A 13,213-nucleotide genomic window follows, 5' to 3' on the forward strand; every position below is an offset into this window, starting at 1 on the left:
TCGGGGCGGTTCGGGGAAGAACTGCCTTCTGTAACAAGAATGCGCCAGGAATGCGGTCCGCAGCACGAGAATCGATGGAAAGATCACCCGATCTTTCCGTATGCTGCATTTTGTGAAGGATCTTGCGACCCTGGGCCAGAGGATGCGTCATTTCCGTAGCGAGGCAGGTCTCACGCTCGAGCAACTCGGCGCCGACGTCGGCGTCGCGGGCAGTCAGCTCTCCCTCATGGAGAACGGACGGCGCGAGCCTCGCCTCTCCCTCCTCGCCGCGATCGCGGAGCGGCTCGGCATCCCGCTGACCCAACTCCTCGAGGAGTCCGCGCCGACCGAGCGGGCAGCGCTCGAGATCGAGCTCGAGCGCGCGCAGGCGAATCCCGTGTACGCGCAGCTCGGACTCCCGGCCGTGCGAGCGGGCAAGGGGATGCCGGACGAGACCCTGCGCGCGCTCGTCGGCCTGCATCGCGAACTCGCCCGGCGCTCGAAGGAGGCGATCGCGACGCCCGAGGAGGCCCGCCGCGCCAACACCGAGCTCCGCGCCCGCATGCGGGCGCGCGACAACCACATCCCGGAGATCGAGGACCTCGCCGAGGAGGCCCTCCGCAAGGTGGGCCACGTGAGCGGTGCGCTCACCCACCGCTCCGTCACGCTCATGGCCGAGCAGCTCGGGTTCGAGCTCGTCTACGTGAACGACCTCCCGCACTCGGCGCGCTCGGTCACCGACCTCGAGAACGGTCGCATCTACCTGCCGCCCGCCTCGATCCCGGGCGGCCACGGCCTCCGTTCGATGGCGCTGCAGGCGATCGCGCACCGTCTGCTCGGGCACGAGGCTCCCGTCGACTACGCGGGCTTCCTGCAGCAGCGGGTGGAGATCAACTACTTCGCCGCGGCCGCGCTCATGCCGCGCACCCAGGCGGTGCAGTTCCTCCGTCAGGCGAAGGCCGACCGCGACATCGCCCTCGAGGACTTCCGGGATGCCTTCGGCGTCACCCACGAGAGCGCGGCGCTGCGCTTCACCAACCTCGCGAACGATCTCGACATGCGCGTGCACTTCATCCGCGTCGCGGGCGACGGCGCGATCTCGAAGGCGTACGAGAACGACGGACTGCCGCTGCCGATGGATGTCACGGGCTCGGTCGAGGGAGAGATCGTCTGCCGCCACTGGAGTGCCCGCCGCGCGTTCGTGCGCACCAACCGCACGACGGAGTTCTACCAGTACACCGACACGCCCAAGGGCACGTTCTTCGAGTCGACGCAGATCGGCTCGAGCGCGAGCGAGGAGTTCTCGATCACGATCGGCGTGCCGTTCGACGAGGCGAAGTGGTTCCGCGGGCGCGAGACCCAGCGCCGCGAGCAGTCACGTTGTCCCGACGCGAGCTGCTGTCGCCGCCCGCCCTCCGACCTCGCCGAGCACTGGTCGGGCAAGGCGTGGTCGAGTGCCAAGGTGCACGCGCACATCTTCTCGCCGCTGCCGTCGGGCACCTTCCCCGGCGTGGACGATCGCGAGCTCTACGAATTCCTCGAGAGTCACGCGTCGTCGTAGTCGGCACTCGCCGCCCGTTCCCCGGCGCGCCGAAGCCAGGTCCACGGGTCGGCGAGGGCCGCCCGTGCACCGCCGGCGAGCGTCGAGAGCGAGAGGGATGTCGTCGAGACCCCGGCGGGGGAGGGCGGCTCGAGCGTGACCTCGCCCGCGATCACGACCACCCGGGCCACGGCTGCGGCCTGGGCGGCGTGGAAGGCGTGGCCGACGACCTTCCCGGTGAGTGAGCTGGCGTCGAAGCGACCCTCGCCGGTGATGAGCACGTCGGCGGTGGTCAGGGTGACGGTGAGCCCCGTGAGCTCGGCGATCGCGGGTGCGCCGGGCTCGATGCGGGCACCCCAGGCGGCGACGAAGCCGAACGCGGTGCCGCCGGCGGCGCCGGTCCCGGGCAGGAAGGGATCCGCGTCCGGGAACCGGGCGGCCCACGTGCGCATCCGCTCCTCGAGGAGGTCGACGTCGGCCGAGGTGGCGCCCTTCTGCGGCGCGAAGACCGCGGCCGCACCGCTCGGTCCGAGCAGGGGCGCGGTGACATCGGTGAGGAGCGTCACGCCGCCGGTCGGCGGACGGCGACCGTGGAGCGCGGCGAGCGCACCCGCGCCGCCGTCGGTCGAGGCCGACGACCCGAGCCCGAGCAGTACCGCTCGCGCCCCGGCGTCGAGGGCGGCCGCGATGACCTCGCCGAGCCCGCGAGTGGTCGCGCCGACGGCATCGAGGGACGCCATGAGCGCGATGCCCGACGATTGCGCGAGTTCGACGACCGCGGTGCCGTCGGGCAGTTCGAGCCAGCTGGCGTCGACCGGCCGGCCGTCGGGCCCGGTCGCGCGTCGCACCGTGTGCAGGACGGCATCCGGGACCGCCGCGGCGAACGCGTCGAGCGTGCCCTCGCCCCCGTCGGCCTGCGGGAGCAGCACGAGGTCGTCGCCGGGGCGGACCGAATTCCACCCGTCGGCGATCGCGGCAGCGGCGTCCCGGGCGGAGATGCTGCCTTTGAAGGAGTCTGGAGCGACGACGACTCTCATGGTGCCCTCGACACGATTCGAACGTGCGACCTCTTCCTCCGGAGGGAAGCGCTCTATCCACTGAGCTACGAAGGCGTGTAGCGCATTTAGGTTAGCAGCATGGCCCCCGCCCCCCTTCGCCGCGACGTCGGCTCGAGCCTCGTGCTGCGCGCCGACGGGCCGACGTCGTACGTGCTCGCGGTCGCGGTCGCCGACGGGGTGCCGACGACCGCCGAGAGCCTGCGGGTGCGGCTCGACGACGACGAGGTGACGACGCGCGAACGCGTCGACGCGCACGGCACCCGGCTGCACCTGTTCGAAACCGGACCGGGCATCCTCAGCATCGACTACGCGGCGACCGTCACCGGCCGCGCACAGCCCACGCCGTTCGTCGACCACGATCTCGTCGAGTTCCTGCGGCCGAGCCGCTACGTGCAGTCCGACACCCTCACGCCGTTCGCGCGCGACACGTTCCCCGGCTTCGAAGGACAGCGGCTCGTCGACGCCGTCGAGGAGTGGGTGCACGGGCGCCTGCGCTACGACGGCAGCGCGACGAGCCCGACGGGCGGCGCGGTCGAGACGCTCGCCACGGGGGCGGGCGTCTGCCGGGACTTCGCCAACGTCACGGCGGCCCTGCTGCGCGCGCTCGACGTCCCCGCTCGCCTCGTGTCGGTGTATGCGCCCGAGCTCGAGCCCCGCGACTTCCACGCCGTCGTCGAGGCGTTCGTCGCCGGTCGCTGGATCGTGATCGATGCGACGCGACTCGCCCCACGCGCCGGGCTCGTGCGGATCGCGACCGGTCGCGACGCGGCCGACACGGCCTTTCTCACCAACACCATCACCGACATCGAACTGCTGAGCATCGACGTGCGCGCGACCGCCGTGGGACTCGACCGCGAAGCGGGCCCGAGCGATCCGATCGAACTCGCCTGATCAGGCGGACAGGGCCGCGAGCGCCGCGAGCGCGGAGTCGATGATCGCGGTCGGCTCGCCGGGCTCGGCGAACGCGGGCGACGTGACGACGAGCCAGTACGACCCTTGGAAGACGGTCGCCGTGCCGGTCGACGCATCGAAGTAGGCCTCGTCACCGTAGGTCGGCACCATCTCACTCGACGCGACCGCCTCGTCCTTGAGCGTCGTGAGCTCCGCGTCGGAGAGGCGGGCCGCCGCGAGATCGATCGTGATGTCACCCGACTCGCGCACCCAGCGGCACAGCACTCCGCCGTGGTCGCGGGCATACGCCGCCGCGCTTCCGGCTTCGGCGTCGTAGGTTCCGACGAGACCGAAGTTCGGGTCGAAGGCGTACACGGCATCCGGGTCGACGAGGTCATCGCACGCGATGTCGAGATCGCCCTGGGGTTCCTCGGCCGGGTTCGTCGGCGATGCGCTCACGGTGGTGCCGGGCGTCGGCGCAGCGCCGGTCGGAGTCGGCTCCGGCGCTGCGTCGACGCACCCCGCGAGCCCGAGCACGGCGAGTGCGGCGAGCGCAGACGGGAGAAGGAACCGATGCGGGCTGGATGCGGAGACCATGTCCCCATCATCACCCCGGCTACGATCGACCGTTGTGAACCCCGCCGAACTGACCGCGACCCTGCTCGAGCTCGTCCGCTCGGCGGCGGGGGAGCGAGCGGGCGAGATCTCCGCGGATGACGTCGCGCTCGAGCGCCCGCGCAACCGCGATCACGGCGACTGGGCGTCGAACGTCGCGATGAAGCTCGGCAAGCGCCTGGGTCTTGACCCGCGGGCGCTCGCGACCGAGCTCGCGGCCGCCCTCGCCGAGGTCGAGGGCATCGCGGCGACGGAGGTCGCCGGTCCCGGCTTCCTCAACATCACGCTCGAGGCCGCGGCCGCCGGCGCGCTCGCCCAGGCGATCGTCGAGCAGGGCGAGGCGTACGGCACGAACGACGCCCTCGCCGGCCAGACGATCAATCTCGAGTTCGTGTCGGCCAACCCGACGGGCCCGCTCCATATCGGACACACCCGGTGGGCGGCGCTCGGCGACGCGATCGGGCGCGTGCTCAAGGCGTCCGGGGCGTCGCTCGTGCGCGAGTTCTACATCAACGACGCGGGCACCCAGATGGACAACTTCGGGGCCTCGGTGCTCGCGGCGCTGCACGGCCGGCCGACGCCGGAGAACGGCTACGCGGGCGCCTACATCAGTGACCTCGCGGCACGCGTGCTCGAAGCCGACCCGGGGATCGTCGACGTGCGTCCCGAGGAGGCGCTGCCGCTCGTCCGCGACCGGGCGTACGCCTATCAACTCGCCGACATCCAGGCGTCGCTCGAACGCTTCAACGTGACCTTCGACGTCTGGTTCAGCGAGCGCACGCTGCACGACGTCGACGAGACGACCGGGCGTTCGCTCATCGACGACGCCGTCGACCGCCTGCGCGCCCAGGGCCATGTCTACGACGCCGACGACGCGGTCTGGGTGCGCACGACCGACTTCGGCGACGACAAAGACCGCGTCATCCGCCGCGGGAACGGCATCTACACGTACTTCGCCGCCGACGCCGCGTACTACCTGAGCAAGGGCGACCGCGGCTTCGCGCACAAGATCTACCTGCTCGGTGCCGACCATCACGGCTACGTGCACCGGCTCAAGGCGCTCGCCGGTTCGGCCGGCGACGACCCCGAGAAGGACATCGAGGTGCTCATCGGCCAGCTCGTGAGCATCAACGGCGCACGGCTGTCGAAGCGCGCGGGCAACATCATCGAGCTCGACGACCTCCAGGCGTGGCTCGGCACCGACGCCCTGCGCTACTCGCTCGAGCGGTCTCCCGCCGACTCGCCGCTCACCCTCGACCCCGAGATCCTGCAGAAGCGCACGAACGACAACCCCGTCTTCTACGTGCAGTACGCGCACGCCCGCACGCGGGCCGTCGCTCGCAACGCCGCCGAGGCGGGGGTCGCCCGCGTCGACGGATTCGACGCGGGCCTCCTCGAGCACGAGACCGAGAGCGCGCTGCTCGCCGCCCTCGCCGACTTCCCGCGTGTCGTGCGCCAGGCCGCCGAGCTGCGCGAGCCGCACCGGGTCGCGCGCTACCTCGAGGAGCTCGCCGGCACGTACCACCGGTGGTACGACGCCTGCCGCGTGCTGCCGTTCGGCGAGGAGGAGGTCAGTGACCTGCACCGCACGCGCCTCTGGCTCAACGACGCGACCGGCCAGGTGCTCCGCAACGGTCTCGACCTGCTGGGCGTGAGCGCCCCGGAACGGATGTAGCCATGACCACCGAGATCGTCCCCGTCGTGCCCGAGCCGACCCCTGCCGCCGAGGAGGTGGCGGCGCCCCCGCCGAAGAAGAAGCGCCGCGGGTGGATCATCGCGCTCGTCGTCGTCGGGGTGCTCGTCATCCTCGCCGTCATCGCGGTGATCATCGGCGAGATGGTCGCGAAGGCCTACGCCCGCGACTACGTGCGCGAGCGCATCGTGCAGGTGCTGCAGCTCCCCGAGGACGCCGAGGTCGAGGTCGATCTCGGCGGCGGCTCGATCATCCTCCAGGCGCTCGCCGGTCGGGTCGACACCGTCGACGTGCACGTGCCGCAGGGCACCTTCGGCGAGCTCGAGGGCAGCGTGCGTCTCCACGCGGAAGGTGTCCCCCTCGAGGACACGGCCGCGGTCGAGAAGCTCGCGATCGACTTCGCGATCCAGTCGGACGACCTCGCAGCGCTGACGCAGGGCGACGATCCCGCCACGGCGCCGACCGTGGAACTCGTCGACGGGGAGGTCGCGTTCTCCGCGGAGTTCGAGCTCTTCGGCAGCGCGATCCCGTGGGGTCTCTCGCTGCAGCCGTCGGCCGAGGAGGGCGCGCTCGTCCTGTCGCCGACGACCTTCACGCTCGGTGAGCAGACGTTCGAGGCGGGCGTCGACGACGGTTCGTTCCTCGGCCAGATCGCGGCGGCGTTCCTCCAGCCGCAGACACTGTGCGTCGCCGATCAGATTCCGCAGGCGCTCGTGCTGACCGACGCGGCCGTCGGCGACGCAGAGCTCGTGCTGACCTTCACGGGCGACGGCGCGGCCCTCGGCGGGCCGGAGTTCCAGACGCTCGGGGTGTGTCCCGTCGACGCGGACTGACGCGTCCACGGAGCCCGAGAGGAGCCCGATAGGATGGGGCGGGCTTCAGGGACCAATCCGGGTTCGCTCGCCTCACATCCGATTCCGTCTTCTCATGTGAGCGTCCTGTGACCGCCTCTCCTCTCGCACCCGGCTGGCTGGCCCATCCGGACGACGCGAACGACCTCGCGCCCGCCGTCTGGCCCGCCTCCTCGCGCCGCGACTCCCGCGGTGCGGTGACGATCGGGGGCGCGTCGCTGCCCGACCTCGCCGCCGAGTTCGGCACGCCGCTCTACGTCGTCGACGAGCACGAGTTCCGCACTCGCGCCCGCACGGTGCGCGACGCCTTCCGCTCCGCGTTCGCGTCCGCCGGTGCCGGCGTCGAGGTCTACTACGCCGGCAAGGCCTTCCTCTGCACGACCGTGGCCCGCTGGGTCGTCGAGGAGGGACTGCGCATCGACGTCGCGAGCGGCGGGGAGTTGGCCGTCGCCCTCGCGGCGGGGGTCGACCCCGCGCTGCTCGGGATGCACGGCAACAACAAGAGCCTCGCCGAGATCGACCGCTGCGTCGAAGCCGGCGTGGGCGCGATCGTTCTCGACAGCGTCGTCGAGATCGACCGTGTCGCTCGGGCCGCGGAGGCGCACGGCCGTGTGCAGGCGGTGCGCCTGCGCATCAACAGCGGTGTGCACGCGTCGACGCACGAGTACCTCGCGACCGCGCGGGAGGACCAGAAGTTCGGCATCCCGCTCGCCGACGCCGCCGACGCCGTGGCCGCCATCCGCTCGCACGCGTCGCTGCGGTTCCTCGGGCTGCACTCGCACATCGGTTCGCAGATCTTCGAGTCGGCAGGCTTCGCCGAGGCTGCGCGTCGGCTGCTCGCGCTGCACGCCGAGCTCTCGGCCGAGGGTGAGGTGCCCGAGCTCAACCTCGGCGGCGGCTACGGCATCGCCTACACGACCGCCGACGAGGTCGCCCCGATCGCCGAGATCGCGGCCGACCTCGCGCGGGTCGTGACCGGCGAGTGCGCGCGCCTCGGCATCCCGGTGCCGGCGGTCGCGATCGAGCCGGGCCGCGTCATCGCGGGGCCGTCGACCGTCACGGTCTACGAGGTCGGCACGATCAAGGACGTCGTCGTGGACGGGGAGCACGTGCGCAAGTACGTCAGCGTCGACGGCGGCATGAGCGACAACGTGCGCCCCTCGCTGTACGGCGCCGACTACACGGTGCGGCTCGTCAACCGCGCCTCGGGTGCCGACCCGGCTCTCGTGCGGATCGCCGGCAAGCACTGCGAGTCGGGCGACATCGTCGTGCGCGCGGACTACCTGCCGGGCGACGTGAACCCGGGCGACCTCGTCGCCGTGCCCGCGACCGGCGCCTACTGCTGGACGCTCGCGAGCAACTACAACTACCTGGGCCGCCCTGCCGTCGTGGCGGTCACGGAGGGCGCGGCGCGCGTGATCGTGCGCCGCGAGACGGAAGACGACCTCCTTCGACGGGATGCCGGAGTGACCTCATGATCGAATACCGCAACCTCAGGATCGCGCTGCTCGGCGCCGGCTCGGTGGGCGCCCAGGTGGCGTCGCTCCTGCTCGAGCACGGCGACGAGCTCTCGGAGCGCGTCGGCGCGGGACTCGAGCTCGTCGGGGTCGCGGTGCGCGACCTCGACGCCCCCCGCAGCGCCGACATCCCGGCCGAGCTGCTCACGACGGATGCGCACTCGCTCATCCTCGGCGCCGACATCGTCGTCGAGCTCATCGGCGGGCTCGAGCCGGCCCGCGAGTACCTCGAGCTCGCGCTCACCTCGGGCGCCGACGTCGTCACCGCGAACAAGGCGCTCCTCGCGACCCACGGGCCGGAGTTGTTCGACATCGCGGAGCAGGTCGGCGCGCAGCTCTACTACGAGGCTGCGGTCGGCGGCGCGATCCCGATCATCCGTCCGCTGCGCGACAGCCTCGCGGGCGACCGCGTACGCCGCATCCTCGGCATCGTCAACGGCACGACGAATTACATCCTCGACCGCATGGACCGCGAAGGCGCCGACCTCGCCGAGGTGCTCGCCGATGCTCAGGCGCTCGGCTACGCCGAAGCCGACCCGACGGCCGACGTCGAGGGCTTCGACGCCGCGCAGAAGGCCGCCATCCTCGCGAGCCTCGCCTTCCACACGACCGTGCCGCTCGAGGCCGTGCACCGCGAAGGCATCATGTCGGTCACGGCCACCGACGTCGCCGCCGCGCGCGCGGCGGGGTTCGTCGTCAAGCTCCTCGCGGTGTGCGAGCGCCTCGTCGATCCCGAGACCGGGGCCGAAGGAGTGAGCGCGCGCGTGCACCCCGCGCTCGTGCCGAACGACCACCCGCTCGCCGCCGTGCACGGCGCGAACAACGCCGTCTTCCTCGAGGCGGAGGCGGCGGGCAGCCTCATGTTCTACGGGGCCGGCGCCGGCGGCATCCAGACCGCGTCGGCCGTGCTCGGCGACGTCGTCTCGGCCGCCCGTCGGCACGTCATCGGCGGGCCGGGCGTGGCCGAGTCGACGCAGGCGAACCTCCCGGTGCTGCCCATCTCGAGCGTGCGCACCCGCTACCGCATCACGCTCGAAGTGGCCGACAAGCCGGGCGTCCTCGCCGCCATCGCGACCCTCTTCGCCGAGCACGGCGTCTCGGTCGAGGCCGTGCAGCAGGACGCGCGTCCGGATGCCGCCGCGCCCACCGCTACCCTGGTGATCGGCACCCACGAGGCGACGGAGCAGGCGCTGGCCGCGACCGTCGCCGCCCTCGCCGCGACCGATGTCGTCGCCGCGGTGTCGAGCGTGCTGCGCGTCGAAGGCTTGTAAGAGACACTGCGAAGGATTGTGACGATGGCCCACCTGTGGCGTGGAGTGCTGAACGAGTACCGCGACCGTCTCGACGTGACCGACGCGACCCCGATCGTGACGCTCGGGGAGGGCGGCACGCCGCTCATCCCGGCGCCGGCGCTGTCCGACCGCACGGGAGCCAGGGTCTACGTCAAGTACGAGGGCATGAACCCCACGGGGTCGTTCAAGGACCGCGGCATGACGATGGCCGTGTCGAAGGCGAAGGAGCACGGCGCCAAGGCCGTCATCTGCGCCTCGACAGGCAACACGTCGGCGTCGGCCGCCGCGTACGCGACCTACGCCGGCCTCACCGCTGCCGTGCTCGTCCCGGACGGGAAGATCGCGATGGGGAAGCTCGCCCAGGCGATCGCGCACGGCGCCGAGTTGCTTCAGGTGAACGGCAACTTCGACGACTGCCTCGACATCGCCCGCGACCTCGCGGCGAACTACCCCGTGCACCTGGTCAACTCCGTCAACAACGACCGGATCGAAGGGCAGAAGACCGGCGCCTTCGAGGTCGTGGATGTCCTCGGCGACGCCCCCGACTTCCACTTCATCCCCGTCGGGAACGCGGGCAACTACACCGCGTACACGCGCGGGTACGCCGAGTACCTCGAGTCGGGCCTCTCCACGAAGCTGCCGCGGATGTTCGGTTTCCAGGCTGCGGGCTCGGCTCCGCTCGTGCGTGGCGAGGTCGTCAAGAACCCCGAGACCATCGCGAGCGCGATCCGCATCGGCAACCCCGCGTCGTGGGAGCTCGCGCTCGCCGCGCGAGAGCTCACCGACGGCTACTTCGGCGCGATCGAGGACGACGTGATCCTCGAGGCCCACCGCATCCTGTCGCGCGATGTGGGCGTGTTCGTCGAGCCGGCCTCGGCGATCAGCGTGGCCGGCCTCCTCGAGCAGGCGGAGGCCGGAGTCGTCGGCAAGGGCGCGACCGTCGTGCTCACCGTCACGGGGCACGGTCTGAAAGACCCGCACTGGGCGCTCAAGACGGCAGACGGCGGCGAGGTGCAGCCCACCAAGGTCGCCGTCGACGTCGCCGAGGTGGCCCGCGTGCTCGGGCTCGAAGCGGGCTCGCACGCATGACCTCCGCCGTCCCGCTCGGCCGCACCGTCTCGGTGAAGGTGCCCGCGACGACCGCGAACCTCGGTCCGGGCTTCGACACCCTCGGCCTCGCGCTCTCCGTCTACGACGAACTCGAGTTCACCGCGCGGGCCGAGCCGGGCGCGACGATCCGCGTCGAAGGCGTCGGGGCCGACGGGGGAGTGCCGACCGATGAGTCGAGCCTCGTCATCAAGGCCGTGAAGCACACCTTCGAGAAGTACGGGCAGCAGATGCCCGGTCTCGACGTCGTCGCGCACAACGGCATCCCTCACGGCCGGGGGATGGGCAGTTCGGGTGCCGCGATCGTCGCGGGCGTCATGGCGGCGAAGGGCTTGCTCGAGGGCATCGTCGAGATCGATGCCGACGGCCTCCTCGCGCGCGCGACCGAGCTCGAGGGTCACCCCGACAACGTCGCCCCCGCGCTCTTCGGCGGTCTCACGATCGCCTGGGTGACCCCGGAGGGACCGCGGCACAAGAAGCTCCTCGTGCACCGCGGCGTCTCGCCGTTCGTCGCCGTCCCGCGCGAGTCCGTCATGTCGACGGCGCTCGCCCGGAGCCTCCAGCCCGAGTCGGTACCGCACGAGGACGCGATCTTCAACGTCTCGCGCTCGGCGCTGCTCATCGCGGCGCTCCTGCAGAGCCCGGAACTGCTGCTCGCCGCGACCGAAGACAAGTTGCACCAGAGCTACCGCGCGAGCGCCATGCCCGAGACGGATGCCCTCATCCGGGTCCTGCGCGAGCACGGTCTCGCCGCGGTGGTCTCCGGCGCCGGCCCGTCGATCCTCGTTCTCGGCAGCGACCCCGCCCAGCGCCTCCGCGCTCAGGAGCTCATCGAGCAGCATGCCTCGACGACGTGGGACAGCCTGCTGCTCGCGGTCGATTTCAAGGGTGCTACAGTGGTCTCGCACTCCTCAGAGGCAGCGGCCTAGCCCCCTTCGTCGAGTGATCCCCATCAGGTTCTGACACCCTCCCCTCGCCCTTCCGCATCCGCGGATCGTCGCGGAGAACCCGCAGAGCCCTTCCCCGGGAAGTTCTGTGCCCGGGCCGAAAGGAACCGCCACCGTGACCGACGCCGATACCGCCGCGACTCCCGCGGCCGACCGTGCCGCTCTCAGCCGCCTCAAGCTCTCCGAGCTGCAGGCCCTCGCCGAGCAGCGCGGCATCCCCGGCGCCGGCCGACTTCGAAAAGGAGAACTCGTGGACTCTCTCTCCACGTCCGACGACGCCGCGGTGACCGCCTCGGGCGACGCACCCGCCGAGACCTCGGTCGAGACTTCGGTCGAGACGCCCGTCGACTCGGCTCCGGCCGACGAGGCACCGGACGGGGCCGCGCCCGCTGCCGTCGAGGCGGCCGCCGCCCCGCCCGCCCGCCGTTCGCGCCGCGCCGTCGCGTCGACCGCCGAGGTCGCCGCGCTCGAGTTGCCCGAGGGCTCCGAGGCGCCCGCCGAGGCCCCGGCCGACACCCAGCGCTCGCGCGAGGAGATCGCCGCCGAACTCGACAGCCTGCTTCCCGAGGTCACGTCGGGCTCCGACGGCGAGGGCGACGAGGGCTCATCGCGCGGCCGCGGTCGAAGCCGCAACCGCAACCGCAACGCCGAGGGTCAGGCTCAGGGTGGTCGGCAGAACGCCGGTGGCCAGGGTGGCCAGAACAGCCAGGGCGGCCAGAACGGCCGGAACGGCGGAGGCCAGAACGGTCCCGCCACCGACGGTGACGGTGACGGCGAGGGTCGCGGCCGGGGCCGCTACCGTGACCGCAAGCGCGGCCGCGGACAGGGTCAGAACGACGAGTTCGAGCCGGAGATCAGCGACGACGACGTGCTGATCCCCGTCGCCGGCATCCTGGATGTGCTCGACAACTACGCGTTCGTGCGCACGTCCGGCTACCTGCCCGGCGCGAACGACGTCTACGTCTCGCTCGGCCAGGTCAAGAAGTACAACCTCCGCAAGGGCGACGCCGTGGTCGGTGCCATCCGACAGCCGCGCGAGAACGAGCAGAGCCGCCAGAAGTACAACGCGATCGTCAGGATCGACTCGATCAACGGCCAGACCGTCGACGAGGCGGCCGAGCGTGTCGAGTTCGGCAAGCTCACGCCGATCTACCCGAAGGAGCGCCTGCGGCTCGAGACGACGTCGGAGAAGCTCTCGACGCGCATCATCGACCTCATCGCGCCCATCGGCAAGGGCCAGCGCGGCCTCATCGTCGCGCCGCCCAAGGCGGGCAAGACGATCATCTTGCAGGCCATCGCCAAGGCGATCGCGGTCAACAACCCCGAGGTGCACATCATGGTGGTGCTCGTCGACGAGCGCCCCGAAGAGGTCACCGACATGCAGCGCGCGGTGAAGGGCGAGGTCATCGCGTCGACCTTCGACCGCCCGGCGGAAGACCACACGACGGTCGCCGAGCTCGCGATCGAGCGCGCGAAGCGCCTTGTCGAGCTGGGCAACGACGTCGTCGTGCTGCTCGACTCGATCACCCGCCTGGGTCGCGCCTACAACCTCGCCTCGCCGGCGTCGGGGCGCATCCTCTCGGGTGGCGTCGACGCGTCGGCGCTCTACCCGCCGAAGCGCTTCTTCGGTGCGGCGCGCAACCTCGAGGGCGGCGGCTCGCTGACCATCCTCGCGCCCGCGCTCGTCGAGACCGGCTCGAAGATGGACGAGGGGATCTTCGAG

General features: G+C 71.5%; 11 protein-coding genes and 1 tRNA gene. 9 read left to right on the forward strand and 3 right to left on the reverse strand.

Features of this window, described 5'->3' with window-relative positions:
* Positions 1-142: 142 nt before the first annotated feature.
* Entirely contained in the window at positions 143-1,540 is a 1,398-nt protein-coding gene (locus ACO1X9_RS09375; RefSeq protein ID WP_486350562.1) for a helix-turn-helix domain-containing protein, read from the forward strand.
* On the opposite strand, the gene ACO1X9_RS09380 is transcribed toward ACO1X9_RS09375, so the two are convergent.
* Positions 1,525-2,556, reverse strand: a complete 1,032-nt coding sequence (locus tag ACO1X9_RS09380) for a glycerate kinase (protein ID WP_486350563.1) — start codon at positions 2,554-2,556, stop codon at positions 1,525-1,527. The genes ACO1X9_RS09375 and ACO1X9_RS09380 overlap by 16 nt on opposite strands.
* A tRNA-Arg gene (locus tag ACO1X9_RS09385) sits at positions 2,556-2,631 on the reverse strand. The genes ACO1X9_RS09380 and ACO1X9_RS09385 overlap by 1 nt, the downstream gene beginning before the upstream one ends.
* 24 nt (positions 2,632-2,655) lie before the next feature.
* Here ACO1X9_RS09385 and ACO1X9_RS09390 point away from each other — a divergent pair.
* Positions 2,656-3,468: a transglutaminase-like domain-containing protein gene (locus ACO1X9_RS09390; RefSeq protein WP_486350564.1), complete on the forward strand. Its 813-nt coding sequence runs from the start codon at positions 2,656-2,658 to the stop codon at positions 3,466-3,468.
* Here the strand turns inward: ACO1X9_RS09390 and ACO1X9_RS09395 are convergent, their stop codons facing one another.
* The gene (locus ACO1X9_RS09395) at positions 3,469-4,065 is read right to left on the reverse strand and encodes a hypothetical protein (RefSeq protein WP_486350565.1); all 597 of its coding nucleotides are present in this window, start codon (positions 4,063-4,065) and stop codon (positions 3,469-3,471) included. It lies immediately after the preceding gene.
* 34 nt (positions 4,066-4,099) lie between these two features.
* On the opposite strand from ACO1X9_RS09395, the gene argS reads away from it, so the two are divergent.
* The 7 genes from argS to rho form a co-directional block, all read left to right on the forward strand.
* Positions 4,100-5,758 carry an arginine--tRNA ligase gene (gene argS, locus ACO1X9_RS09400; protein ID WP_486350566.1) on the forward strand — a complete coding sequence of 553 codons (1,659 nt, stop codon included), beginning with the start codon at positions 4,100-4,102 and terminating at the stop codon, positions 5,756-5,758.
* A gap of 2 nt (positions 5,759-5,760) precedes the next feature.
* Complete coding sequence (locus ACO1X9_RS09405; protein ID WP_486350567.1) at positions 5,761-6,609, forward strand: LmeA family phospholipid-binding protein; 849 nt, start codon at positions 5,761-5,763, stop codon at positions 6,607-6,609.
* A gap of 107 nt (positions 6,610-6,716) precedes the next feature.
* Positions 6,717-8,105 carry a diaminopimelate decarboxylase gene (lysA, locus tag ACO1X9_RS09410; protein ID WP_486350568.1) on the forward strand — a complete coding sequence of 463 codons (1,389 nt, stop codon included), beginning with the start codon at positions 6,717-6,719 and terminating at the stop codon, positions 8,103-8,105.
* On the forward strand, positions 8,102-9,415 hold the full coding sequence (locus tag ACO1X9_RS09415) for a homoserine dehydrogenase (RefSeq protein WP_486350569.1): 1,314 nt from the start codon (positions 8,102-8,104) through the stop codon (positions 9,413-9,415). The genes lysA and ACO1X9_RS09415 overlap by 4 nt, the downstream gene beginning before the upstream one ends.
* 24 nt (positions 9,416-9,439) lie before the next feature.
* Complete coding sequence (thrC, locus tag ACO1X9_RS09420) at positions 9,440-10,525, forward strand: threonine synthase (protein ID WP_486350570.1); 1,086 nt, start codon at positions 9,440-9,442, stop codon at positions 10,523-10,525.
* Entirely contained in the window at positions 10,522-11,472 is a 951-nt protein-coding gene (gene thrB / locus ACO1X9_RS09425; protein WP_486350571.1) for a homoserine kinase, read from the forward strand. Before thrC ends, thrB begins: the two co-directional genes overlap by 4 nt.
* Before the next feature lie 133 nt (positions 11,473-11,605).
* Positions 11,606-13,213, forward strand: a 1,608-nt coding sequence (gene rho / locus ACO1X9_RS09430; RefSeq protein WP_486350572.1) for a transcription termination factor Rho, incomplete at its 3' end; no start/stop codon positions are given.

The sequence above is a fragment of the Pseudolysinimonas sp. genome, assembly GCF_057350545.1.